24 protein-coding genes are annotated in these 24,776 nt (G+C 75.0%); 11 read left to right on the forward strand and 13 right to left on the reverse strand.

Annotated elements, in window-relative coordinates; all coding sequences use genetic code 11:
• Positions 1–41: 41 nt before the first annotated feature.
• Positions 42–653, reverse strand: coding sequence for a TetR/AcrR family transcriptional regulator (locus AB0E19_RS27880; protein ID WP_362184936.1), 612 nt, complete (start codon positions 651–653; stop codon positions 42–44).
• Between the two features lie 154 nt (positions 654–807).
• Here AB0E19_RS27880 and AB0E19_RS27885 point away from each other — a divergent pair, with 154 nt between their 5' ends.
• Both AB0E19_RS27885 and AB0E19_RS27890 read left to right on the forward strand, forming a co-directional pair.
• Positions 808–1,998: an FAD-dependent monooxygenase gene (locus AB0E19_RS27885; protein ID WP_362184937.1), complete on the forward strand. Its 1,191-nt coding sequence runs from the start codon at positions 808–810 to the stop codon at positions 1,996–1,998.
• Between the two features lie 58 nt (positions 1,999–2,056).
• Complete coding sequence (locus tag AB0E19_RS27890; RefSeq protein WP_362184938.1) at positions 2,057–2,962, forward strand: Gfo/Idh/MocA family oxidoreductase; 906 nt, start codon at positions 2,057–2,059, stop codon at positions 2,960–2,962.
• Here AB0E19_RS27890 and lnt read toward each other — a convergent pair.
• Both lnt and AB0E19_RS27900 read right to left on the reverse strand, forming a co-directional pair.
• Complete coding sequence (lnt, locus tag AB0E19_RS27895; RefSeq protein ID WP_362184939.1) at positions 2,907–4,454, reverse strand: apolipoprotein N-acyltransferase; 1,548 nt, start codon at positions 4,452–4,454, stop codon at positions 2,907–2,909. The genes AB0E19_RS27890 and lnt overlap by 56 nt on opposite strands.
• Positions 4,455–4,492: 38 nt before the next feature.
• Entirely contained in the window at positions 4,493–4,939 is a 447-nt protein-coding gene (locus AB0E19_RS27900; protein ID WP_362184940.1) for a nuclear transport factor 2 family protein, read from the reverse strand.
• 83 nt (positions 4,940–5,022) lie between these two features.
• Between AB0E19_RS27900 and AB0E19_RS27905 the strand changes: the two genes are divergently transcribed.
• Entirely contained in the window at positions 5,023–5,616 is a 594-nt protein-coding gene (locus tag AB0E19_RS27905) for a flavin reductase family protein (protein ID WP_362184941.1), read from the forward strand.
• 4 nt (positions 5,617–5,620) lie between these two features.
• On the opposite strand, the gene AB0E19_RS27910 is transcribed toward AB0E19_RS27905, so the two are convergent.
• From AB0E19_RS27910 to AB0E19_RS27920, 3 genes are all read right to left on the reverse strand, one after another.
• A complete protein-coding gene (locus tag AB0E19_RS27910; RefSeq protein ID WP_362184942.1) occupies positions 5,621–6,916 on the reverse strand; it encodes a trypsin-like serine protease in 1,296 nt (431 codons plus the stop codon).
• 219 nt (positions 6,917–7,135) lie between these two features.
• On the reverse strand, positions 7,136–8,011 hold the full coding sequence (locus AB0E19_RS27915; RefSeq protein WP_362184943.1) for an undecaprenyl-diphosphate phosphatase: 876 nt from the start codon (positions 8,009–8,011) through the stop codon (positions 7,136–7,138).
• A gap of 80 nt (positions 8,012–8,091) precedes the next feature.
• Positions 8,092–8,826: a TVP38/TMEM64 family protein gene (locus AB0E19_RS27920; RefSeq protein WP_362184944.1), complete on the reverse strand. Its 735-nt coding sequence runs from the start codon at positions 8,824–8,826 to the stop codon at positions 8,092–8,094.
• 26 nt (positions 8,827–8,852) lie between these two features.
• Between AB0E19_RS27920 and AB0E19_RS27925 the strand changes: the two genes are divergently transcribed.
• Together AB0E19_RS27925 and AB0E19_RS27930 are read left to right on the forward strand one after the other, a co-directional pair.
• The gene (locus AB0E19_RS27925; RefSeq protein ID WP_362184945.1) at positions 8,853–9,638 is read left to right on the forward strand and encodes a DNA alkylation repair protein; all 786 of its coding nucleotides are present in this window, start codon (positions 8,853–8,855) and stop codon (positions 9,636–9,638) included.
• 67 nt (positions 9,639–9,705) lie between these two features.
• On the forward strand, positions 9,706–10,551 hold the full coding sequence (locus AB0E19_RS27930; RefSeq protein ID WP_362184946.1) for a fused MFS/spermidine synthase: 846 nt from the start codon (positions 9,706–9,708) through the stop codon (positions 10,549–10,551).
• Here AB0E19_RS27930 and AB0E19_RS27935 read toward each other — a convergent pair.
• Positions 10,513–11,850, reverse strand: a complete 1,338-nt coding sequence (locus tag AB0E19_RS27935; RefSeq protein WP_362184947.1) for an MFS transporter — start codon at positions 11,848–11,850, stop codon at positions 10,513–10,515. The genes AB0E19_RS27930 and AB0E19_RS27935 overlap by 39 nt on opposite strands.
• Before the next feature lie 60 nt (positions 11,851–11,910).
• Positions 11,911–12,981, reverse strand: a complete 1,071-nt coding sequence (locus AB0E19_RS27940) for a hypothetical protein (protein WP_362184948.1) — start codon at positions 12,979–12,981, stop codon at positions 11,911–11,913.
• Between the two features lie 119 nt (positions 12,982–13,100).
• Between AB0E19_RS27940 and AB0E19_RS27945 the strand changes: the two genes are divergently transcribed.
• From AB0E19_RS27945 to AB0E19_RS27955, 3 genes are all read left to right on the forward strand, one after another.
• Positions 13,101–13,562, forward strand: coding sequence for a DUF4442 domain-containing protein (locus AB0E19_RS27945; protein WP_360606840.1), 462 nt, complete (start codon positions 13,101–13,103; stop codon positions 13,560–13,562).
• A 161-nt stretch (positions 13,563–13,723) separates the two neighbouring features.
• Positions 13,724–16,354: a glycoside hydrolase family 3 C-terminal domain-containing protein gene (locus AB0E19_RS27950; protein WP_362184949.1), complete on the forward strand. Its 2,631-nt coding sequence runs from the start codon at positions 13,724–13,726 to the stop codon at positions 16,352–16,354.
• Positions 16,355–16,446: 92 nt separating this feature from the next.
• Complete coding sequence (locus AB0E19_RS27955; RefSeq protein ID WP_362184950.1) at positions 16,447–17,121, forward strand: DedA family protein; 675 nt, start codon at positions 16,447–16,449, stop codon at positions 17,119–17,121.
• Between the two features lie 97 nt (positions 17,122–17,218).
• Here AB0E19_RS27955 and AB0E19_RS27960 read toward each other — a convergent pair whose 3' ends face one another.
• Positions 17,219–17,746 (reverse strand): gamma carbonic anhydrase family protein, encoded by a 528-nt coding sequence (locus AB0E19_RS27960; RefSeq protein ID WP_362184951.1) that lies wholly within the window; start codon positions 17,744–17,746, stop codon positions 17,219–17,221.
• Between the two features lie 150 nt (positions 17,747–17,896).
• Here AB0E19_RS27960 and AB0E19_RS27965 point away from each other — a divergent pair, with 150 nt between their 5' ends.
• A complete protein-coding gene (locus AB0E19_RS27965) occupies positions 17,897–18,661 on the forward strand; it encodes an acyltransferase (RefSeq protein WP_360606832.1) in 765 nt (254 codons plus the stop codon).
• A 10-nt stretch (positions 18,662–18,671) separates the two neighbouring features.
• Here the strand turns inward: AB0E19_RS27965 and AB0E19_RS27970 are convergent, their stop codons facing one another.
• Entirely contained in the window at positions 18,672–19,535 is an 864-nt protein-coding gene (locus AB0E19_RS27970; protein ID WP_362184952.1) for a DMT family transporter, read from the reverse strand.
• A gap of 118 nt (positions 19,536–19,653) precedes the next feature.
• On the opposite strand from AB0E19_RS27970, the gene AB0E19_RS27975 reads away from it, so the two are divergent.
• Complete coding sequence (locus AB0E19_RS27975) at positions 19,654–20,226, forward strand: XRE family transcriptional regulator (protein ID WP_360606827.1); 573 nt, start codon at positions 19,654–19,656, stop codon at positions 20,224–20,226.
• 92 nt (positions 20,227–20,318) lie between these two features.
• Positions 20,319–20,882, forward strand: a complete 564-nt coding sequence (locus tag AB0E19_RS27980; RefSeq protein WP_362184953.1) for a YbaK/EbsC family protein — start codon at positions 20,319–20,321, stop codon at positions 20,880–20,882.
• Between the two features lie 37 nt (positions 20,883–20,919).
• On the opposite strand, the gene AB0E19_RS27985 is transcribed toward AB0E19_RS27980, so the two are convergent.
• The 3 genes from AB0E19_RS27985 to AB0E19_RS27995 form a co-directional block, all read right to left on the reverse strand.
• Entirely contained in the window at positions 20,920–21,360 is a 441-nt protein-coding gene (locus tag AB0E19_RS27985) for a CoA-binding protein (protein ID WP_362184954.1), read from the reverse strand.
• Between the two features lie 109 nt (positions 21,361–21,469).
• Positions 21,470–23,065 (reverse strand): carboxylesterase family protein, encoded by a 1,596-nt coding sequence (locus tag AB0E19_RS27990; RefSeq protein WP_362185027.1) that lies wholly within the window; start codon positions 23,063–23,065, stop codon positions 21,470–21,472.
• A gap of 47 nt (positions 23,066–23,112) precedes the next feature.
• Entirely contained in the window at positions 23,113–24,603 is a 1,491-nt protein-coding gene (locus AB0E19_RS27995; RefSeq protein ID WP_362184955.1) for a long-chain fatty acid--CoA ligase, read from the reverse strand.
• Positions 24,604–24,776 lie beyond the last annotated feature (173 nt).

Consider the following 24,776-nt stretch of genomic DNA (forward strand, 5'->3'; position numbering starts at 1 on the left):
GGGGAATCGTGGCGGAGGCGCGCGGCGGCGCGCCAGCGCTTTCAGCGCGACGGACCGGTGAGCATGCCGCGCAGCAGCTCGTCGAAGCCGGTCCGCAGCTCCCCGCGGCTGGGCACGGCGGCGTGGAAGGAGCCGGCGGCGCAGGAGAACATCAGCCCCTCGCACCAGGCGATCACCGAGAGGGCGTGCCGCTCCGGGGAGGGCGAGCCGGCGCCGCGCATCATCGCGATCACCGGGCCGTGGAAGGCGGCGCCGGCGCGGTCGAAGAAGCCGCGCAGCTCGGGGCGGCGGGTCGCCTCCAGGGCCAGCTCGTAGCGGGAGACGAGCAGCGAGCGGTGGTCGGTCAGATAGCGGTGCAGGGCGAGCGCGAGGGCGTCCGCGAGGAGCTCGGGGCTCGCGCCCGGCGGCGGCAGCTCGTCCGGGGCGAGGACCCGCGCCTCGCGCTCGGCCTGGCGGCGCACGGCCGTCTCCAGGAGGGCCTGGCGGGTGCGCGCGTGGTTGGAGGTGGAGCCCTGCGGCAGTCCGGCCCGCTCGTCCACCGCGCGGTGGGTGAGCCCCCGCATCCCGCGCTCCACCAGCAGGTCGAGGGCCGCGTCGCCGATCCGCTCGGCGCGGGTCGGGGCGGGGTCCGGGGCGGGGGTGTGCGGGGTCATGGGGACCAACCTAGGTCATGGGGGCGCCCCCTCCGCCTCCCCCGCTTCCGTCGTGACTACAGCTGTAGTACGGTCGTGGTGTCCGGCTACTACAGCTGTAGTTCGCGGGGGCCTCCGCAGCCCGCGGCGCAGCCGTCGCACCGAGGGAGCAGTCATGACACAGCACCGCGCCGTCGTCCTGGGAGCGGGCATCGGCGGCCTCACCGCGGCCGTCGGCCTCCACCGGCGCGGCTGGGACGTCACCGTCCTGGAACGCGCCGCCGGCCTCGCCCCCGTCGGCGCCGGCATCGGCCTCGCCCCCAACGCCCTGCGCGCCCTCGACACCCTCGGCCTCGGCGACCGCGTCCGCGACCTCGCCGCCTGGCAGGGCGACGGCGGCATGCGCTCCCCCGACGGCCGCTGGCTCGCCCGCACCGACGCCCGCGCCGCCGCCGAGCGCTTCGGCGACCCCCTCGTCCTCCTCCACCGCGCCACCCTCGTCGAGATCCTCACCTCCGCCCTCCCGCCGGAGGCCGTCCGCACCGGCACGCCCGCCGCCCTCGCCCACCCCGGCGACGCCCGGACCCCCGCCCGCGTCACCACCCCCGACGGCGACCTGGAGGCCGAACTCGCCGTCGCCGCCGACGGCATCCGCTCCGCCGCCCGGACGACGCTCTTCCCCGGCCACCCCGGACCGCGCTACTCCGGCTGCACCACCTGGCGGATCGTCGTCCCCGCCCCCGACCGCCCCTTCGCCCCGCACGAGACCTGGGGCCGCGGCCGCATCTGGGGCACCCAGCCCCTCAAGGACGGCCGGATCTACTCCTACGCCATGGCCGCCGCGCCCGCCGGATCCCACGCGCCCGACGGCGAACTCGCCGAACTCCGCCGGCTCTTCGGCGACTGGCACCACCCCGTGCCCGAGATCCTCGCCGCCGCCGACCCCGCGGGGGTGCTGCGCCACGACGTCCACCACCTCACCGACCCGCTGCCCGCCTTCCACCAGGGCCGTACCGTGCTCCTCGGCGACGCGGCGCACGCCATGATGCCCACCCTCGGACAGGGCGGGAACCAGGCCGTCGAGGACGCCGTCGTCCTCGCCCACCACGCCCGCGTCCCGGCCGCGTTCGACCCGGGGCCGGCGCTCGCCGCGTACACCGCCGACCGGCTGCCCCGCACCACCGCCCTGGTCCGCAAGGCGGCCCGCACCGGCGCCCTCACCCTCGTGTCGGCCCGCCCGGCCGTCGCCCTGCGCGACACGCTCGTGCGGACGGTCTCCCGCTTCGGCCCCGGATTCGTCCTGCGCGGCTTCGACGGCATCGCCGACTGGCGGCCCCCGGTCGCCGAGCCCTCCCGCGTAAGCTGACCAGCGCGAACGGCCCCCGTGCCACGGGCCGTCGGACCACCGCAGAGGGAGAGACCCCGTGAAGATCGGCTGCATCGGACTCGGCGACATCGCGCAGAAGGCGTACCTGCCCGTCCTCGCCACCCTCCCCGGGGTCGAACTCCACCTCCAGACCCGCACCCCGGCCACCCTGGACCGCGTCGCCGACACCTTCCACGTGCCGGCCGCCCGCCGCCACCGGGACCTCGACGCGCTGCTCGCCACCGGACTCGACGCGGCCTTCGTGCACGCCTCCACCGCCGCCCACGCCGAGATCGCCGGCCGCCTCATCGACGCCGGCGTCCCCACCTACGTCGACAAGCCGATCGCCTACGAGTACGCCGACTCCGAGCGGATCGTCGAACTGGCCGAGAAGCGCGGGGTCTCCCTCGCCGTCGGCTTCAACCGGCGCCTCGCCCCCGGCTACGCCCAGTGCCTCGACCACCCGCGCGAGCTGATCCTGATGCAGAAGAACCGCATCGGGCTCCCCGAGGACCCGCGCACCTTCGTCCTCGACGACTTCATCCACGTCGTCGACACCCTTCGCTTCCTCCTCCCCGGCGAGGCCGACCACATCGACGTCCGGGCCCGGATCCGCGACGGCCTCCTGCACCACGTGGTGCTCCAGCTCTCCGGCGACGGCTTCACCGCCATCGGCATGATGAACCGGATGAACGGCTCCACCGAGGAGGTCCTGGAGGTCTCCGGCCAGGACACCAAGCGCCAGGTCCTCAACCTCGCCGAGATCGTCGACCACAAGGGCCAGCCGAGCGTCCGCCGCCGCGGCGACTGGGTCCCGGTCGCCCGCCAGCGGGGCATCGAGCAGGCCGTCCACGCCTTCCTCGACGCCGTCCGCGACGGCACCGTCCTCAGCGCCCGCGACGCGCTGCTCACCCACGCCCTGTGCGAGCGCGTCGTCCGGGACGTCCTGGAGCAGGCCTCCTGAGCGCCCCGGCCCCCGCCGCCGCGCACACCGCCCCGATCACGGCGCAGGCGCCGTACAGCGGCCAGTCGCCCCAGCGGACGTACGCCGTCGTCGTCCCCGACAGCGGCAGTTCGCGGACGACGGCGGTGCTCGCGCCGGTGCCGACGGACGGTCCCACGCGCCGGCCGTCGGGGCCGTACGCGGCGCTGACCCCGGTCAGCGTCGCGTGCACCACGGGACGGCCGGTCTCCGCCGCCCGCAGCGCCGCGAGCGAGGCGTGCTGCGCCGGCGCCCAGCTGCCCTGGAAGGTGCTGGTCGAGGACTGGACGACGATCACGTCCGCCCCGTCCCGGGCGAGCCGCCGGCCCATGTCGGGGAACGCGGACTCGAAGCAGACCAGCGGCCCGACCGCCGGCCGCCCCGCGCCGGGCAGCGCCATCACCGCCGGCGCCGTGCCCCGCCGCCGGTCCTCCTCGGCCGCCTTCCCCACCGAGGTCGCCCAGCCGAGCAGCGCCCGCGCCGGCACGTACTCGCCGAACGGCACCAGCCGCATCTTGTCGTACCGGTCACCGGTCGGTCCGTCCGGCGCGAACAGCAGCGCGCTCTTGTAGATGCCGGGGCGGTCCGCCCGGCGCGCGTCCACGTTCACCAGGAGCGGCGCGTCGACCGTCCGCGCGAGCGCGGTCAGCCGGGCCGTCAGCGCCGGATCCCCGGCCGGGTCCCGGCCCACCCCGCTCTCGCCCCACACCACCAGGTCGAGCCGCTGCCCGGCGAGGCCGCGCGTCAGCTCCACGGCCCGGTCCAGGCGCCGCTCGGCGCCCTCCGGCCCGCCGTGCACCCCCGGCTGCACCATCGCCACCCGCACCGCCCCGGACGGCCGCGGCGGCCCGACGCCCCACGCCGCCGTCCCCGCCACCAGGGCGCACGCGGCGAGCCCCGCCACCCCCACCGACCTCAGCCCCGGCACGGCGACGAGCAGCACCACCGCCGTGTTCACCGCCACCACCAGGAGGCTCACCAGCCACACCCCGCCCACCGAGGCGAGCCGCAGCGCTGCCGGCACCTCCCACTGGCTCGCGCCGAGCAGCCCCCACGGGCCGCCGAGCCCCTCCCACGACCGCACCAATTCGATCAGCAGCCACCCCGACGGCACCGCGCACAGCGCCACGGCGGCCCGCGCCGGAGTCGGAGCCCCGCCGAGCAGCGCCCGTACGAGCACGCCCCAGGGCGCCCAGAGCAGTCCCAGGAGCACCGCCATCACCAGCAGGAACACATGGACGCTCGGCAGCAGCCAGTGGTGCACGGCCAGCAGGAAGCCGACACCGCCGCACCAGCCGTCCAGGGCCGCCCGGCGCGCGCTCGGAGCCGTACGGACGAGCAGCAGCCAGGGCACCAGGCAGACGTACGCCCACCACCAGAGCCCGGGCGCGGGGAAGGCGAGCGCCGGCAGCGCGCCGCACACGACGGCGAGCAGCGACCGCACCGGCCTCACGCGCCCCAGGGGGTTCCGCATCGTGTGCCTCCCGCCCGTCGCCTCCAGTCTGCGCCCGGTCAGGGCAGCCGGCGCCAGCGCTCCTCCACGACGACCGAGCGCAGCCGCCAGCCGTCCGCGGTGCGGCGGGCCGTGAAGGCGTACCGGCCGCCGCAGACGAAGTCGTCGCCGGAGGCCATCCGCATCGGGTTGACGTAGTCGGCGCGGACCTCGGCCCCGTCGCCGGTCTCCGCGTAGCCGCCGGGCCGGAGCAGGGTCACCCGGCGGTTGACGATCAGGTGCTGGCGCACCGGGAAGAGGGTCATCGTCGCCGCCAGCCAGTCGGCGACCTCCGCGGCGGGCCCCTCGATGCCGCCGGAGCCGGAGTAGTCGGCGCGTCCGTCCGGGGTGAAGAGGGCGCGGTAGCCGGGCCAGTCGGCGTCGTCCACGGCCGCCGCGTACCCGGTGACCAGGTCGTCGACGGCGAGCCGGTCCATCACGTTCGCGAGGTCCACGCGCTGCGTCATCGCCTCAGTGTCGGGCAGCGGGCGCACGGCGCCAAGAGGCGTGCGCCCGCCGTCCCGTCCCGGGCCACGGTCATACTGGCCGGATGCGCATCGACGTCGACCCCGCTCTGACCGACCCCACCGCCGTCTACCGGCTGCTGACCGCGACGGTCGTGCCCCGGCCGATCGCCTGGGTCTCCACCCGCGCCGCCGACGGCACGGACAACCTCGCCCCGCACTCCTTCTTCACCATCGCCTCGGTGAACCCGCCGGTCGTGCAGTTCACCTCCGTCGGCCGGAAGGACTCGCTGCGCAACGTGGAGGAGACCGGCGAGTTCGTGGTGAACCTCGCCCCCGAGGGGCTCTTCGAGCAGATCAACGCGACGGCCACGGACTTCCCGCGCGGCACGAGCGAGTTCGACGCCTGCGGGGTGGAGCGCGAGCCGGGCCGCCGGGTGAAGGCGCCCCGCGTGGCCGCGTCCCCGGTGGCCCTGGAGTGCGAGCTGCACAGCACGCTCCGGATCGGCGACTCGACCGTGGTCTTCGGCCGGGTCGTGCACGTCGCCGTCGACGAGGCGTTCCTGGACGACGGCCATCCCGAGATCACCCGGATGCGCCCGCTGACCCGGCTCGGGAAGAACGAGTGGGGCACCCTCGGCGGTGTCAGGGAGATCGCCCGGGTGCCCTACCAGCGCTGACGGACTACGAGACGCGGGGCTTCACGCCGGTCGTCCCGTCGCCCGCGGGATGCACCATGGGGGCGAGGGTGAGGGCGAACCGTTCGAACACGTCGTGCACGTCGATCCAGCCCACGGCCCTGAGGCAGATGGGGTAGCCCTCGGCGTGCGTGCAGCCGAAGCCGGCCGCCACCATCCCGTTCAGCTGCCGCGACACCGAGTCGTTGACGGTGATCACGGGGCCGCCGCTGTCGCCCTGCTGCGAGACCCAGCCCCCGTTGTGCGGGACGCCGATGCTGCCGAAGACCGAGTTCCCGTTCAGGACCCAGCCGGCGTCGCCGGCCTGCTCGGTGCGGATGTTGCAGACGACCTTGGAGCCGTAGCCGAGCTGGCAGGTGAAGTCGCCCACCGCGATGTTCCGCGTGCCGTTGAGGTAGCGGCTGTACCCCTGGGCGTCGGTGCCGTCCCAGGTGTACCGGCTCGCGGTCGCTTCGATGAACGCCGAGTCGATGTCGGCCAGCTTGGCCCTGACCCGGCCGACCTGCCTGCCGCCGGCGGTGGTGACGAGTTCGTCGAGGTCGTAGCAGTGGCCGGCCGTGACGATCCACTCACGCCGGTCCACGGTGCTGATGGCCGGAATGCCGGTGGTGCACGTCGTCCGCCCGCCCGGGCTCACGGGTCCGAGCGCGGCCCCGGCGAAGAACGGCGGGCTGTCGTCCCAGCGGGAGAGCGGCACCATCGCGGGCGAGTGGCGGACGCGGACGGGCGTCGCCCCCGCGTCCGCGCGCTCCTGGGCGACGGCCGGGCGGGCGAGGTACGCCTCCGCGGCCTTCGTGTCGTCCACGCCGAGTTCGATCGCGCCGCCGTCGACCGTGCTGTGCGCCCGTTCGACCGTGAACGGCAGGTCGCGCCGGTCGAGGAGCGCCTTCATCTCCTTCCTGAGCTGCTGCCGGGACTTCGCGCCGCGGCGCACGTTCAGCAGACCCGTGTCGGCCTTCGGGTTCGCCGCGCGCACCGCGTCGACGAAGGCCGCGCGCCGGGCCGGGTCGGTGAGGTAGACGTTGACGGACCGGTAGTCGGGGGCCATCTCGACCTGGGTGTAGACGTCCGCCTGGCTGCTCCGGCCCACCCGGGCCGCGGCGTCGGCCACGAGCCGCAGCGGCTCCAGGACCTCGCCCTGGCGCTCCGGCGTCATCGCCGCCAGGGCGTCGGCGGACAGCGGTGCCCGGGTCGGGGGTTTCGCCTCGGCCGACACGGCCGCGAGCGGCAGGACGGCCAGCGCCGCCGCGAACGCGACCGGGCGCCACAGAACCTTCTTCATCGAACTCCCATGCTCACTGTACGCATACGACGACTACGGTGCGTGACGCTAGGGAGTGTCGGGGGGTGCGGCAAGCGGGCGCGGCCGTCGCCCGAGGCATGCGAGGGCGGCGTACGGGAGTGCGTGCGGCGCACGGGACGGGCGCGCACCCGCTCGGCCGGGGCGGGGAACGGGAAAGGGCCCGTACAGCGGAGGCTGTACGGGCCCTTCTGCCCCGGGCTATTCGCCGGACTCGCCCGCGTGCGGGCTGAGGACGTCCGTGCCGACCAGGACGAACAGCAGGACGCCCAGCGCGATGCGGTAGTACACGAACGGCATGAAGGACTTGGTGGTGATGAACTTCATGAACCAGGCGATCACCGCGTAGCCCACGCCGAAGGCGACGATCGTCGCGAAGATCGTCGGACCCCAGGAGACGTGCCCGCCCTCGGTCGCGTCCTTCAGCTCGAAGACGCCCGACGCGAGCACGGCGGGGATCGCCAGGAGGAACGAGTAGCGGGCGGCGGACTCGCGGGTGTAGCCCATCAGCAGACCGCCGGAGATCGTCGCGCCCGAGCGGGAGACGCCCGGGATGAGCGCCATCGCCTGGCAGAAGCCGAAGATCAGGCCGTCGCGGACGCCGAGGTCCTTCAGCGTCTTGCGCTCCCGCACCACCCGGTGGCGGCCGCCGATCTCGTCGCGGGCGGCGAGCCGGTCGGCGATGCCGAGGACGATGCCCATGACGATGAGCGTGGTGGCGATGAGCCGCAGGTCACGGAAGGGGCCCTCGATCTGGTCCTTGAGCGTGACGCCGAGGACGCCGATCGGGATGGAGCCGACGATCACCAGCCAGCCCATCTGGGCGTCGTGGTCGGAGCGCATCGACTTGTCCGTCAGGGAGCGGAACCACGCCGAGAGGATCCTGCCGATGTCCTTGCGGAAGTAGATCAGGACGGCGGTCTCCGTGCCGATCTGCGTGATCGCCGTGAAGGCCGCGCCCGGGTCCTCCCAGCCGGCGAAGGCGGCGGTGAGCCGGAGATGTGCGCTGGAGGAGATGGGAAGGAACTCCGTCAGCCCCTGGACGAGTCCGAGGATGAACGATTCGAACCAACTCATGGGGCTTGGGCCGTCCCGTATGTACGTGTGCGGTCAGAAGGTCGAGCGCAGCGTACCGCCCCAAGGTGACGTGTCCGTGATCAGGTGGCGTCGGCGGTCGCGGGCACCGGCGGCCGGCGCAGCGCGTGCCGCTTCCGCCAGGCGACCGCCGCCGCGGCGAGCCCCGACACCACGATGAAACCGGCCGAGAACAGGAACGCCGGCGAACCGGGCTCGCCCGCCTGGGCGCCGGCCACCACGTACGCCGCCGTGTTCGGCACCGTGCCGATCGCCGTCGCCAGCAGGAACGGCACGTACCCCATCCGCGAGACCGCCGCGCAGTAGTTGGCCGCGGCGAACGGCACGCCGGGGAAGAGCCGGACCGCCAGCATCGAGCGGAAGCCGTGCCGGCTCAGCTGCCCGTCCGCCGCCCGCAGCCAGCGCCCCTTGAGGAGCGGCCGCAGCGCGTCCTGGCCGAGCACCCGGCCCAGCGTGAACGAGATGCCCGCGCCGAGCACCGTCCCCGCCACCGCCGCCGTCAGCCCGTACGCGGAACCGAAGAGCGCCCCCGCCGCGAGGTTCAGCACCGGGCGCGGCACGAACGCCGCCGTGCACAGCCCGTACGCCAGACCGAACAGCAGCACCGCGCCCGCGCCCGCGCCGTCCGTCCGCGGCCACCCCGAGGCCAGCAGGCGCTGCGGCTCGTACAGCACCACCAGGGTGCCGGCGGTCAGCAGGACGAGCGCGAGCAGCGCGAGGCGCGAGCGGGGCGAGAGCAGGGCCCGGGAGCAGCGGACGGCGAACGGGTCCGTCGGCCGGGGCACGGGAGCGAGCATCCGGGGAGAGTAGCGGAGACCTCCGTATGATCGCCGTAATGTGCGCCATGTCCGACCCCGGCCGGCCGCTCGACCCCGGGCCGGGTCAGCCTCCGTACGACGTCCCCGGGCCGCTCCCGCACGACGTCCCCCGCAGCGAGCTCGCCGACACCGTCCTCGGCCGGCTCACCACGCTCTACCCCGCCGCCGGGAACCCCTTCCGGGCGCAGGAGATGGTCGCGTACATGAAGGGCGTGGCGCCCTTCCTCGGCATCCGGACGCCGGAGCGCCGCGCCCTCTCCCGCACCGTCCTCGACGGCACCCCGCGGCCCGGCGAGGACGACTGCGCGGCCGTCGCGCTGCGCTGCTTCGCGCTCCCCGAGCGCGAGTACCACTACTTCGCCGTCGACTACCTGCGCCGCCACGTGAAGCGGTGCTCGTCCGGCTTCCTGCCCGTCGCCCGGCGGCTCGTGACCACGGTCTCCTGGTGGGACACCGTCGACCACCTCGCCGCCCACGTCGTCGGCGGACTCGTCGCCGCCGACCCGGCGCTCGGCGCCGAGATGGACCGGTGGATCGACGACGAGGACCTGTGGACCGCCCGCACCGCCCTCCTCCACCAGCTGCGCTTCAAGGAGGACACGGACGCCGACCGGCTCTTCGCGTACTGCCTGCGGCGCGCCTCCGACACCGACTTCTTCCTGCGCAAGGCCATCGGCTGGAGCCTGCGCGAGTACGGCAGGACCGCCCCGGGCGAGGTGCGCGCCTTCGTCGCCGACAACCGCTCCCTCCTCTCCCCGCTCTCCGTCCGCGAGGCCCTCAGGCACCTGTGATCCACCCTGCCGGGGACCGCGCCGGGCGGCTGCGCGAGCATGATCCGCGCGGGAGGACAATGAAGGGGTGAACGAGCAGATTCCCGTCCTCCGCGAGGTCGACCACGGCACCGCGCGCCTCATGCCCGACGTGGACCGGGAGCGGGCCTGGCTGCTCACCGTCGACGGGGCGCCGCAGTCGTACGTCGACCTCGACGAGCCCGGCCACCTGGAGTTCGAGTACGCCCGCCGGCTCGGGCACGTCGTCGACGTGGCCGCCGACGAGGGGGCGCCGCTGGACGTGCTCCACCTCGGCGGCGGGGCGCTCTCGCTGCCCCGGTACGTCTCCGTCACCCGGCCCGGGTCGCGCCAGGACGTCGTCGAGGCCGACGGCGGGCTCGTCGCGCTCGTCGCCGAGCACCTGCCGCTGCCGGACGGCTCCGGCGTCACCGTGCACATGGCCGACGCCCGCGCCTGGCTGGAGGCGGCGCCCACCGCCTCCGCCGACCTGATCGTCGGCGACGTCTTCGGCGGCTCGCGGGTCCCCGCGCACCTGACCTCGCTCACGTACGCCCGGGAGGTCCGGCGGGTGCTGCGCCCGGGCGGGATCTACGCGGCCAACCTCGCCGACGGGGCGCCGTTCGGTTTCCTCCGGGGCCAGCTCGCCACCTTCGCGGCGGTCTTCCCCGAGCTCGCGCTGATCGCCGAGCCGGCGGTGCTGCGCGGCCGGCGGTTCGGGAACGCGGTCCTGGTCGCCTCCGACGAGGCGCTCGACGTGGCCGGGCTGACCCGCCGGGCGGCCGCGGACGCCTTCCCCGCGCGGGTGGAGCACGGGGAGGCGCTGGCGCGGTTCACCGGGGACGCGGCCCCGGTCGGCGACGCGGAGGCCGTCGGGTCACCCGCGCCGCCCGAGGGCGCCTTCGGCATCGGCTGACGCGCCGCCCTGCGCGGGGACGGCGGCGGGCGTCGTGCCGCCGCCCGCCGCGGGCTCCTCCCGGTGCGGACGCCGCGTCAGGTTGCGGACGTCGGGGACGAACAGGACGAGCGCGGTGACCAGGGTCATCAGGGCCGCCGCGCCCCACAGCGAGGCCGTCCGGCCGAAGGCCGTCTCGGACGGTCCGGCGAGGGCGGTCGTCAGGGGCAGCAGCGCGGTGGAGCCGAACCAGTCGTAGGCGGAGACCCGGGACAGCTTCTCCTCCGGGATCTCCTGGTGCAGCGTGGTCATCCAGGAGACGCCGAAGATCTCCATCGCCACGCCGCTGGCGAACATCACGGCCGTGAGCCCGATCGCGGGCAGCGGGACGGCGAGCGCCGCCGAGGGCAGCGCGATCGGGAAGACGCCGAGGGTGCCGACGAGGAGCATCCGGCGCGGCTTCCACCGGGTCATCAGGATCGCGCCGACGACCGTGCCCACGCCGTACCCCGCGAGCGCGATGCCCCAGGGGCGGGCGCCGCCGAGCTCGTCCCGGGCGACCAGCGGTCCGTACACCGACTCGACCGCGCCGATGAGCCCGACGACGACGGAGAACTGGGCGACGATCGACCACAGCCACGGGCGGCCGACGAACTCCTGCCAGCCCTCGCGCAGATCGGACAGGAGCCCGCCGCCGGGCTTGCGCTCCGGGATGCCGCTGACGTCGAGGAAGGCGCGCAGGGCGGCGGCCACGGCGAAGGCGGCGGCGTCGACGGCGAGGACCCAGCCGGCACCGACGAAGGCGACGAGCGCGCCGCCGAGCGCGGCGCCGCCGATGCCCGCGCCGTGCATCGCCATCCGGTAGAAGGCGAAGGCCCGGCTCGCCTGCTCGCCCGAGACGCTGGACATGAGCATGCCCTCGGCCGCCGGGTTGAAGAAGGCCTGCCCGGCACCGCAGAGCCCGGTGAGCACCATCATCTGCCAGATCTCGGCGGTGCCGGAGAGGACAAGCGCCGCGAAGACCGCCTGGGAGACGAAGTTCATCGTGTTCGCGGCGACCATCACGCGGTGCCGGGGGAAGCGGTCGGCGACCGCGCCGCCTATGAGCAGGAAGAGCACGAGCGGCAGGAAGCGAGCCATGGCGACGAGGCCCACGTCGCCCGCGTCGCCGCCGGACTCGAAGACGGCCCAGGTGGTGGCGATCAGGGCGCCGTTCGCACCCAGGCTCGTCACGATGGTGGCGGCGGTGAGCAGCACGTAGTTGCGGCCGGCCCACGCGGGGCGGCGGGTGGCGCGGGGGGAGGCGGAGCGTTTCGTCACTGGGGGACTATCCCCGCCGCCTCCCCTTCCTGCCAAACCGATTACGTCCTCGCCGGACGCTCAGGAGCTCGGCGTGAGGCGGACCGTGGAGAGGATCTTCCGCATCGTCGCGTCCGGGAGCTCGTCCTTCACGCCGTCCGCCGCGTAGAGCACGAAGGTCGAGAGGTCGTTCTTGGCGTTGAGGAAGCTGAAGGCCATCGACTTGCCGTCGGTCTCGCACTTGTTGCGCTTCTTCACGCCGGGGGCGACGGCCGTGGCCATGCTCCCCTTGAGGCCGGACGCCGTGGTGTACGGGACGGGGTTGGTGATCTTGATGGTCTTCTCCGGCATGTGCTGCGCGAACGCGGCCCACACCCACATGCCGGCCTGGCCGCGCGCGGCGGAGGCGGCGTCCTTGGCGCCCTGGGCGCCCTTCGTGCCGGCGCCCGCCAGTCCCGAGTACTCGGGACTGCCGTTCTTGTCCGAGTCGAAGGCGCACCACTGGCTCTTGAAGTCGGCGGGTCCGGACATGACGACGAGCGGGCTGCCGTCGCCCTTCTTCGCGTCCTCGAAGCCCACGCTCATGGTCGGCTTGCCGACCTCCCACTCCGGCGGCACGTCGAAGAGCGTGCCGTACGAGGGGTTGTGGACGACCTTCCAGCCGGGGATCGTCGGCTGGTACTCCTCGCCGGCGCCGCGCGGGTTGTCGATCTCGGAGGTCGGCGCCTGCGAGGGCTCGCTCGACGCGGTCGCGGGGGAGGAGGGCGCGGAGGAGCCGGCCGTCGGCTTGCCGGCGACGTCCTTCCCGCCCTCGTCCTCGCCCATGACGAGGAAGGCGGTCACGCCGCCGGCGACGACCACGGCCGTGGCGGCGACGATCGCGACGAGCGTGGTCCGCTTGCGGCCGCCGCCCGGGCCCTGCGGCGGGACCGGGCCGGGCACCTGGTACTGCGGCACGGTCGGCTGCTGGTACGGGTTGGGCTGCGCGTATCCCTGCTGCGGGTACTGCGGGTAGCCGCCCTGCTGCGGGAACCCCGGCTGCGTCGGCTGCTGGTACGGGTTCGGCTGCTGGTACCCCGGCTGCTGGTACGGGTTCTGGTTCTGGTCCTGCGGGTTCTGCTCGCCCCCGGGCGGCTGCTGTCCTGGCCACATGGGCCGTAACGATAGAGGGGCGGCGCGGGCCCGGCCACGCCCGGCCCCGCCCGGGGCGGTCACGGTTCGGTCCGGGAAGGCATGGCCAAGAGTTCTACTCGCGGGTAACATCACGGCCCATGAGCGCAGACCAGAAGTCCGTCGGCGAGATGCTCGCCGCCACGGTCCCCATGGCGGGAACCCTCAACCTGGAGTTCCTGGAGACCACCGCCGAGCGCGCCGTCGTGCGCCTGCCCGACCAGCCCGCGTACCACAACCACGTGGGCGGCCCGCACGCCGGCGCGATGTTCACCCTCGCCGAGTCCGCCAGCGGCGCCATCGTCCTCGCCGCCTTCGGCGACCAGCTCGGCCGCGCCGTGCCGCTCGCCGTCAACGCGGAGATCGCCTACAAGAAGCTCGCCATGGGCGTCGTCACCGCGACGGCCACCCTCGGCCGCCCGATCGCCGACGTCGTCGCCGAGCTCGACGCCGGAGAGCGCCCCGAGTTCCCGGTCCGCATCGACATCACCCGCGAGGACGGCGCCGTCACCGGCGAGATGACCGTCCTGTGGACGCTGCGGCCCAACGGCTTCGGCAAGTGAGCCGCCGGTAGGCACCGCCTCCCCGCCCCCGCACCCTCCCTTCGGGTGCGGGGGCGGTCGCGTCCCGGGGCGGCGACCCGGAAGCGGCCGGACGGTCCCGCACACTGCGGGCACGGGCCGGACCGGCAGGCGGCCGGCCGTCCGCCCCGAGGAGCCGCCGCATGCCGGACGAGCCGACACCCTCCGCCCACCCCGAACGCCCCGCCACGGAAGGCGCGGACACGCCCCGGGCCTTCGGCGCACCGGGCGCCGCCGGCCCTGCTTCGGGCGCTTCGGGCGCGTCGGGCCGGGTTCACGCGCGCGTGCGGGGCGGCCGGGGCCGGTTGTCCCGGCGGGCGGTGCTGCTGGCGCTGGCCGGCGGGGGCGGCGTCGCCGCCACGGTCGCGTTCGCCCGGGGGACCGCCCACGCGGGGCCACGGGCCGCTCCCGGCGCTTCCGGAAGCCGGGTCGACGGTCTCCTCACAAGGCTCACCCTCGACGAGAAGGTCGGCCTTCTCCACGGGGCTCCCGATCCCGCGGGTCTCGGGCAGGCCGGGTACGTGCCCGGGGTGCCCCGGCTGGGCATCCCGCCGCTGCGGCTCGCCGACGGGCCCGCCGGGATCCGGGTGCGCCGGACGGCCACCGCGCTGCCCGCGCCGGTGATGCTCGCCGCCGCCTTCGACCCGGGCCTCGCCCGCGCGTACGGGCGGGTGCTGGGCCGCGAGGGGCGCGCGCTCGGCCAGGACGTCCTGCTCGCGCCGATGGTCAACCTGATCCGCACCCCGTACGCCGGGCGGAACTTCGAGACCTTCTCCGAGGACCCGCTCCTCTCCGCCGACCTCGTCGCCGAACTCGTCCGCGGCGTGCAGGCCGAGGGCCTCGTCGCCACCGTCAAGCACTTCGCCCTCAACAACCAGGAGCGCGACCGCGACTCGGTCGACGTCCGCGCCGACGACCAGACCGCCCACGAGACCGAGCTGCGCGGCTTCGAGGCCGCCGTCGCGGCCGGCGCGGGCGCCGTCATGGCCGCGTACAACAAGGTCGGCGGCGTCCACGCGGCCGAGAGCGCCGCCCTCCTCACCACGGTCCTGCGCGAACGCTGGGGCTTCGACGGCTGGGTCATGAGCGACTGGGACGCCGTCCACACCACCGCCGGCGCGCTCACCGCCGGCCTCGACATGGAGATGCCCGGCGGCGCCCGCTACGGCGCCCCGCTCGGCGAGGCGGTGCGCGCGGGCCGGATCCCGGAGGCCGCCGTCGACCGGGCCGTACGCCGCGCCCTCGCCGTCCGCGACCGGCTCGGGCTGCTCGACGAGCCGGTCGCGTCCCGGCCGGGGCGGGACGCCGCCTCCGGGGCGCGGCTCGCGCTGCGCGTCGCCACCGCGGGCGCGACCCTGCTCCGCAACGAGGGCGCCGCCCTCCCGCTGACCGGCCCGGCCGCCCGCTCGATCGCCGTGATCGGGCCCACCGCCGCCGTCCCCTTCGTCAGCGGCGGCGGCAGCGCCCACGTCGTCCCCGACGCCGCCGCCCGCCCCCTCGACGCGATCCGCGCGCGGGCAGGTGCCGGCGCCACCGTCGCCCACGCCGTCGGCGAGGACCTCTTCGGCCGCCCGCTGCCGCCGCTCGTACCCGCCGTGGACCTCGACGCCGTCCGGGTCGAGGCCGGCGCCACCTGGAGCCGCACCGCCACGCTCACCACCGCCGAGGCCGACGAGTGGACCTTCCTCGTCCACTACAGCGGCACCCGGCCCACCGTCGTCCTCGACGGGGCCGAACTCTTCCCGGTCCGCCAGGGCGTCGCCGAGTTCTTCGCCGGCGGACTGCTCGCCGCCGCCCCCGACGGCCTCGCCGTGCGCCGCGTCACCCTGCGGCTCGCCGCCGGGGACCACACCCTCGCCGTCACCGCGGCGGGCGGCACGGACGGGCAGCTGTTCCGGCTCCGCGCCGTCTCCGGGACCGACCGGGCCGCCGACGCGGCCGAGGCCGTCGGGCACGCGCGCGTGGCGGAGGCCGTCGTCCTCTTCGCCTACGAGGACGCCACCGAGGGCCAGGACCGGACGAGCCTCGCGCTCCCCGGGCACCAGCGGGCCCTCATCGAGGCGGTGACGGCCGTCAACCCGAGGACGACCGTCGTCCTCAACACCTCCTCGGCCGTCACCATGGAGTGGCTGGACCGCACCGCCGCCGTCCTCCAGATGTACTACCCGGGGCAGGAGGGCGCCGCCGCGACGACCGCCGTGCTCTTCGGCGACGCCGACCCCGGCGGCCGGCTCACCCAGACCTTCCCCGCCGCCGAGGACCGCCACCCGACCGCCGGCGACCCGCGCCGCTACCCGGGGCAGGACGGGATCGAGGAGTACTCCGAGGGCGTCCACATCGGCCACCGCTGGTACGAGAAGGAGGGCGTCGCCCCGCTCTTCCCCTTCGGGCACGGCCTGTCGTACACGAGCTTCGCCCACGAGGACCTCGCCGCGGCCCCCGGGGAGGGCGGCGGCGTCGACGTCACCTTCACCGTCCGCAACACCGGCGACCGCCCCGGCGTCGACGTCCCCCAGATCTATCTCGGCCCCTCGCCCGACCTCGCCGCGCGCGGCATCGACCAGCCCCGCTCCCTCCTCGCCGGCTACCGGCGGCTCGAACTGGCCGCGGGGGAGCGGCGCCGCGTCACCGTCCACCTCACCGCCCGCACCCTCTCCTCCTGGTCGACCGCGGTCGGCGGCTTCGTCCTCGGCACCGGGCGGCGGGCGCTGCGCGTCGCCCGGTCGGCCGCGGACCCGGGGCTCCGGGCCACGGTCGAGGTCCGTTCGGGCTGACCGGGTAGGCTGCCCCGGCGTGCCCGACGCGGGGCGCGCCACCGCAGCGGCCCGCGACCGGGGCCGTGTCGGCTCAACGGGAGGAACCCGCGTTGCACGTCCAGGAGTGGCTGGAGACGATCCCGGCCGTCGCCATCTACGCGCTGGTGGGGGTGGTGATCGGACTGGAGAGCCTGGGCATCCCGCTCCCCGGCGAGATCGTCCTCGTCAGCTCGGCCCTGCTCGCCTCGCAGCACGGCGACATCAACCCGTGGGTGCTGGGCGGCTGTGCCACCGCCGGCGCGATCATCGGCGACTCGATCGGGTACGCCATCGGCCGGAGGGGCGGCCGGCCGCTGCTCGCCTGGCTCGGGGGGAAGTTCCCCAAGCACTTCAGCGAGGCGAACATCGCGCTCGCCGAGCGCTCCTTCCAGAAGTGGGGCATGTGGGCGGTCTTCTTCGGCCGCTTCATCGCGCTGCTGCGGATCTTCGCCGGCCCGCTCGCGGGCGTCCTGAAGATGCCGTACTGGAAGTTCCTCATCGCCAACGTGTTCGGCGGCATCCTCTGGGCGGGCGGCACCACCGCCGTCATCTACTCCGTCGGCATCGTCGCCGAGGCGTGGCTGAAGCGCTTCTCCTGGCTGGGCCTGGTGCTCGCCGTCCTCGTCGGCGTCGCCTCGATGCTCGTCATCAGGAACCGCGCCAGGAAGGCGGCCGCCGAGGCGCGACGGCAGCCGGAGCCGGAGCCGGCGCCTGAGGCCCCGCGGGAGCCGGTCGCGGCGGAGTGAGCGCGTAACGCGTCCGTACGTGACGGAGGGCGGCACCCGGGAGTGTTCCGGGCGCCGCCCTCCGTCGCGTACCCGGTGCACCGGGGGACGGGCGCGGTCAGTCCTCGTACGCCTCCGCGTGGGTCTTGGCCAGGTGCAGGTACATCTCGGCGTTCAGCCGGATGCCTGCCCGCTCCTCCTCGGTCAGCGCCCGGCGGACCTTCGCGGGCACGCCCGCGACGAGCGAGCCGGGCGGGACCTCCATGCCCTGCGGCACCAGCGCCTGCGCCGCGATCAGCGAACCCGCGCCGATCCGGGCGCCGTTGAGCACCGTCGCGCCCATGCCGACGAGGACGTCGTCCTCGATGACGCAGCCGTGGACGGTGGCGTTGTGCCCGATCGTGACGCGGTCGCCGATGGAGACGGGGAAGCCGGGGTCGACGTGGACGGTGCAGTTGTCCTGGACGTTGGAGTCCTCGCCGACGGTGATGGGGCCGCAGTCGGCGCGCAGCACCGCGTGGTACCAGATACCGGCGCGCGCCCCGAGCGTCACCTCGCCGAGCACCACCGAGGTCGGGGCCGTGAAGGCGGTCGGGTCGACGTCGGGCTCCTTGCCGCCGACGGCCTTGATCAACGCCTCTGCCATGGGGTCTCACTCCTGGGGGTCCGTACGGCCCGTGCGGCCGTGGTGGTGTCGCGCCAACCGGTGTTCTGCCCGCACCCTATGCCGGGCCCATGACGGACATCACAGGGGACGGCGCCGACCGGCCGCGACGCCGCCCACTACGGTGTCGGGGTGCCCAGAAACGGAAACACGTTCTCATCCCTGACCGCCTGGCGGCGCCGGGTCGTCGCCCACGCACTCCAGGGCGGCCTGCGCTGGGCGCAGCAGGCGGGCGCGGTGACGGCGGAGCACCCCGGGCGGCTGCGGTTCCGGCGGCTCGGCGCGGGCACCCGGCTCGCCTTCCCGCAGGGCACCGTCTTCGGCGAGCGGTGGATCGAGATCGGCGAGTGCTGCATCATCGCCGAGCAGGTGACCCTGACCGCCGGGATGCTGCCGGGGCTCGACCTCGGCACGGAGACGGTGCTGACCCTCGGCGACGGCGTCGTCCTCGGCCGCGGCAGCCATGTCATCGCGGACACGACGATCACCATCGGTTCGGACACCTACTGCGGTCCGTACGTCTACATCACCTCGACGAACCACAGCTACGACGATCCGCACGAGCCCATCGGGCGCCAGTGGCCCCGCTCCGAGCCGGTCTCGATCGGCCCCGGCTGCTGGCTGGGCACCGGGGCGGTGATCCTGCCGGGCGCGCGGATCGGCCGGAACGTCGTCGTCGCGGCCGGCGCGGTGGTCCGCGGCGAGGTGCCCGACCACTCGGTGGTGGCGGGCGCCCCGGCCAGGGTCGTACGCCGCTGGGATCCGGAGAGCGGCTGGCAGCCGCCGCTGCGCACGCCGGCCCCGAGGCCGATACCGGAGGACGTCACCTCCGAGCAGCTGGCGGCGCTCGCGGCCTGGGAGGTCCGGCAGGAGCAGGCCGAGGCGTCGACGTCCTGACGCCCGCGGGTCAGCCGCCCGCGATGAGGACCGTGCCGACGAGCGCGAGCCCCGCCCCCGCCGCCTGGACCGCGCGCAGCCGCTCGCGGAGCACGCCGAAGGCGGCGAGCGCGGTCACCACCGGGTAGAGGCTGGCGAGCACGGCGGCCACCAGGACCGGGCCGCGCTGCGCGGCGAGCGCGTACGTGCCGTTGGCGGCGACGTCGGCGAGGCCCACGAAGGCGAGCGCCGGCAGCGCGCCGAGGACCACCCGGAAGCCCTCCTCGGGCAGCGCCCGGCCGCCGCGCCGCACGGAGAGGTACAGCGCGCCGCCGCCGACCGCGACGTTGGTGACGCGCTGCACGAAGAGCGCGAGGAACAGGCCGGTGACCGTGGTCGAGGCCTCGGCGATGAGCGCCATGACGGCGCCGAAGCCGAAGGCGGCGAAGAGTGTGAGGGCGATGGCCTGCCGCTGGACGGGGGCGCCGCGCAGCTCGGGGCCGCCGGCCAGGACGATGCCCGCGACGGCGGCGACGATGCCGCCGACCTGGAGCAGGCCGGGACGGTCGCCGAGGACGAGGCCCACGGTGACGGGGACGACCACGCCGAGCGAGCCGAGCGGCGAGACGACGCCCATCGGGCCGAGCGCGAGGGCCTTGTAGAAGGCGAGCATCGCGGCGGGGCCGACGACGCCGGCGGCGACCGCGTACCAGAGGTCGGGGCCCGCCTCGGTCCAGGCGCCCGTCGCGAGGACGACCGCCCCGAGGACGAGCACCGCGAGGACCTGCGAGACCACGACGACGGTGAGGGCCGGGACGCGCCGGGTGAGCAGTCCGCCCCCGAAGTCGGCGAGGCCCCAGAGGAGGGCGGTGGCCAGGGCGAACGCGGCGGTCATGGGGGTCCTCGCAGGCAGGTACGGGCGTGGCCGGGGCAGTACAGTGCAGTGCACGATCGGGTGCGCTTCACCGTAGTGCAGTTCATTGAACTCTGCCATCAAGAATATTGGACGGAATGTGTCGGACCTGGACCAGCTGACCCAGTCGCTCGCCCGCAACCTCAAGCGCTGGCGCAAGGAACGGGGCTTCACCCTGGACGCGCTCGCCGCCCGCGCCGGCGTCAGCCGCGGCATGATCATCCAGATCGAACAGGCCCGCACCAACCCGAGCGTCGGCACCACCGTGAAGCTGGCCGACGCCCTCGGCGTCTCCATCACCACCCTCCTCGACCACGAGCAGGGCACCCACGTCCGGCTCGTGCCGCCGGAACAGGCCGTCCGCATGTGGTCCACCCCCGCCGGCAGCCACACCACCCTGCTCGCCGGCACCGAGGCACGCGGCCCCCTGGAGCTCTGGTCCTGGTCCCTCGTGTCCGGCGAGGGCAGCTCCTCCGACCCGCACCCGCCGGGCACCACCGAGCTGCTCCACGTCACCGCCGGCGTGCTCACCCTCGTCGTCGACGGCGTCGAGCACGCCGTCCCCGCCGGCACCTCCGCCGTCTTCGAGGCCTCGGCCCCGCACACGTACCGCAACGACGGCGACGAGACCGTCGAGCTGACCATGGCCGTCTCGGTGCCGCCCGTACGCTGAGGCGGCCGTACGCCGAGACACCCATACGCCGAGACGGCCGTACGCTGAGACGGCCGGCCGTGCGGCGGGCGCGAGCGGCTAGCGTGGCGCGCATGCGCGCACCCATCGGAGACTTCGACGACGCCCTGCCCGCCCCCGACTGCCTGGACCTCCTCACGCCGCCCGTCGCCGCGGCCGTCCGCGCCTGGACCGGACCCGTACCCGCCGAGCAGATCCTCTACGTGGACACCGACCCGGCGATCGCCGACACCGCCGTCTTCGTGGAGCACTACGGCCCGTCACTCCTGGACGAGTCCGCGAACTGCGTCGTCGTGGCGGGCAAGCGCGGCGAGACGACGACGCTCGCCGCGTGCCTGGTGAAGTCCGCCCACCGCGTCGACGTCAACGGCGTCGTCCGCAAGGAACTCGGCGCCCGCAAGGTGAGCTTCGCGCCGATGGAGACCGCCACCGGCGACAGCGGCATGGAGTACGGCGGCATCACCCCCGTCGGCCTGCCCGCCGCGTGGCCCCTCCTCGTGGACGCCGCCGTCGTCGACACCCCCTGGGTGCTCGTCGGCAGCGGCCGCCGCCGGGGAAAGCTCATCCTCCCGGGCAAGGCCTTCGCCCAGCTCCCGAACGCCGTCGTCCTGGAAGGCCTCGGCCGGCCCGCGGCGTGACGGTCCGTCGGCGGCGCGCCGTCCGGGGCGCGGTGCCTCAGCCCAGGCGGGGGATCTCGATCGCGGGGCAGCGGTCCATCACCATGTCCAGGCCCGCCTCCGTCGTGCGGGTGTAGGCGGCCTCGTCGACGACGCCGAGCTGGAACCAGACCGCCTTCGCGCCGACCTCCCGCGCCTCGTCGGCGACCGCGCCCGCCAGGGAGCTGTTGACGAAGACGTCCACGACGTCGACCGGGAAGGGGATGTCGGCGAGGGAGGCGTAGCCCTGCTCCCCGTGGACCGTCTCCGCCTTCGGGTGGACCGGCACGATCCGCTTGCCGAAGCGCTGGAGCACGGCCGCCACCCCGTACGCGGCGCGCTCCCGGTTCGCGGAGAGGCCCACGATCGCCCAGGTGTCGCCCGTGCCCGTCAGGATCCGGCGGACGATCTCCTCCTCGGAGCGCTCCGCAGCCTCGGTGATCGTGGTGTCGACGCTCATCCCTGATGCCTTCCTTCGTCGCGTACGGGTCGTCCCCCGTCCTCCGTACGAACCCGCCGCGCCCCCGGATCCTTCCCGCACCGGACCGGGCGGGGGCACGACGGGCGGTTCAGCCGTCCCAGGCGCGCCGTTCGTCCTCCCGGGGAGCCAGGACCAGGGACGGACGGCCCGGGCCGAAGGCCAGCACCGGCCGCTCCCGGTCCCACGCCCGCCACCCCGGATCGCCGTCCGCCGCGAACGCCACCCAGGCCGCGTGCATCGCGGCCGCCAGCGCGCGCGGCGCGTCCGGACCCGTCAGCGCCCGCGCCTCAGGGGTGTGCAGGGTGTCGAAGACGAAGCCGAGCTCCAGGGCGTGGCAGGCGCCGAGGCCGAGCACCGGCGACCGCCAGCCGAACTCGTACAGGTACGTCCGCCCCGCCGCCCCCGACCGCAGCCGCGCGTCGGCGAGCCGGTTCAGCGGCACCCGCAGCAGCTTGTCGGTGGCCAGCGCGCCCAGGACCTCGCCGGGCCTGGCCCCCGGCCGGTTCGCCCGGTAGACCCGCGCCGTCCGCGACGGCACCCGGGTCTTCCACAGCGCCAGCCGCAGTGTGAGCGGCGACAGCCGCTCCACGAGCCCGCTCGGCACGAACCAGAGCCGGTACTCCTCCGCCGTCGTCCCGAGCAGCAGGTCGACCTCGCCGGAAGCCGTGTCCGGCCCGCCGGCGAGCAGCGCCTCCGCCGGATCGCGCGGCAGCACCTCGCCGTCCACGACGAGCTGGAAGGAGTGCCCGCCACCGGTCAGCGGCGAGCCCTTCGCCGTCACCTCCGTCTGCGCCGCCAGCAGGCGCTCCCGGTCCACCGCGGCGAACGCCTCCGCCGTCGCAGGGACCCCGAGCCGCTTCGCCACCGCCTCGGTCGTCCGCCGCGCCCGCTCCACCGGCAGCGCCATGGGCGCCCCGCTCTGCACGACCGCCCGCCGGAACAGCCCGCGCGCCAGCGGCGAGGCGAGCAGCGCCGCGATCGAGATCGCGCCCGCCGACTCCCCGAAGACCGTCACCCGCTCCGGGTCGCCCCCGAAGGCCGCGATGTTCCCCCGCACCCAGGCGAGCGCGGCGAGCTGGTCGCGCAGGCCGAGGTTGGCCGGCGCGTCCGGGAAGACCCCGAACCCCTCCACGCCGAGCCGGTAGTTGACGGAGACGAGGACCACGCCGTCGCGCGCGAACGCGGCGCCGTCGTAGACGGGGACGGCGTTGGAGCCGTGGAGCAGCGAACCGCCGTGGATCCACACCATCACCGGCCGGCCGTTCCGGGTGCCGGTCTTGGACGTGGATGTGGATGGGGATGCGGATTCGGAAGCGGATGTGGATGTGGATGTGGACGTGGACGTGGACGTGGACGTGGATGCGGTCCCGGTCCCGGTCCCGGTCCCGGTCTCGGGCTCCGTCCCGGATCCGGGGTTCCAGGGCGCCCAGACGTTGACGTTGAGGCAGTCGTCGCCCTCGACCGTCGGGTCCGGCAACAGCGCGTCCAGCGGCGGGGCGTAGGGCCGTTTCGGCGCGGTCGGTCCGAACTCCGTCGCCGGCCGCACCCCCTCCCACGGCTCCACAGGCTCCGGGGCACGGAACCGCAGCGCCCCGAACGGAGCCCGCGCGTACGGCACTCCGAGGAAGCGGGCCACCCCGTCGGCCACGAACGCGCCCCGCACCCGCCCGGCCGCGAGAACCACCTCGGGCGCCGCCTCGGATGCCGCCTCGGGCCCCGCCTCGGGCGCCGTCACGGCCGGGGCTCCACGAGGGCGCGCTTGAGGACCTTGCCGGTCGGGCCCAGGGGCAGGGCGTCGACGAAGCGGACGAGGCGCGGGTACTTGTGGCGGCCGAGCCGCTCCCGCGCCCAGTCGACCAGCTCCGCCTCCGTGACGGGGACCGCGCCCTCGCGCCGGACCACCACCGCGCACACCTCCTCGCCCCTCGCCTCGTCGGGCACGCCGATCACGGCGACCTCGGACACCGACGGGTGCCGGACCAGGACCTCCTCGACCTCGCGCGGATAGATGTTGAACCCGCCCCGGATCACCAGGTCCTTCTTCCGGTCCACGATCCGCAGGAAGCCGTCCTCGTCGCGGACCCCCAGGTCGCCGGTGCGGAACCAGCCGTCCACGACCGCCGCCGCCGTCGCCGCGGGATCGTCGAGGTACCCGGCGAAGACGTTGTGCCCCCGCACCACGACCTCGCCGACCGTCCCGTCCGGCAGCAGCCGGATCCCGTCCTCGACCGCCGCGTCGGCCACCCCGACCTCCACGCCCCACACCGGATGCCCCACCGTGCCGGGCCGCCGGCCCAGGTGCGGCTGGTTGAACGTCGCCACCGGCGAGGTCTCCGTCAGGCCGTACCCCTCCAGGACCGGCGTCCCGAAGGCCTCCTCGAAACGCTCCAGGACCGCGACCGGCAGCGCCGCGCCTCCGGAGACCGCCGCCCGCAGCGCCTCCGGGCGCCGCTGGGAGGCGGCCGCCGCCTCCACCAGCGCGTGGTACATCGTCGGCACGCCCATGAACACCGTCACGCCCTCGTCGGTGATCACGTCGAGGGCCGCGGGGCCGCTGAACCTCGGGAGCAGCACCAGCGTGGCGCCCTGCCGCAGCGAACCGTTCATCGCGCACGTCTGCCCGTAGCTGTGGAACAGCGGCAGACAGCCGAGGACGACGTCGCCCGCGCCGAGACCGAGCAGGTCCTGCGCGGTGACGGCCGCGTTCATGACGATGTTGAGATGGGTGAGGCAGGCGCCCTTGGGGCGGCCCGTGGTGCCGCTCGTGTAGAGGATCACCGCCGTGTCGGACGGCTCGGCGGGCTCCGCCGCCGCCAGCGGTTCCGGCGCCGACGGCGCGCCCTGGAAAGCCCGCACCCCGGCCGCCCGCGCCGCCTCGTCGGCGACCGCCCAGAGCGGCCCGCCGCTCACGATCGCCGTGGCCCCGCTGTGTTCGAGGACGAAGCGCACCTCGTCGGCGACGAGCAGCGCGTGCACCGGCACGACCGTGGCGCCCGCGGCGAGCGCGCCGTAGTAGACGCGCAGGAACTCGACGGTGTTCGGCAGCAGCACCGCCACCCGGTCGCCCGGCTTCACCCCCGCCTCGCGCAGCCCGGCGGCGCAGCGCAGCGCCGCGTCCCACAGCTCGCGGTAGGTGAACCGGCTCGCGCCCTCGACGACGGCGATCCGGTCGGGGAAGTGGCGGGCGGACTCGCCGAGGACGCCGGCGACGCTCAGTGACATGACACGCTCCCAAGACGTGGAGTTGACGGCGATGTCAACATTCCGTGACACGGCCCAGAATCGATCGCCGGACCACGCCCGCACCATGTGCAGACGCCCACCATGCGACGGTCCGAGCTGGGCATCGGCCACCCGGCCGCCATCCGGGCGTGGCAATCGCCAAACCGCGGCGT

It is taken from the genome of Streptomyces sp. NPDC047974, from assembly GCF_040653375.1.
GTDB lineage: Bacteria > Actinomycetota > Actinomycetes > Streptomycetales > Streptomycetaceae > Streptomyces.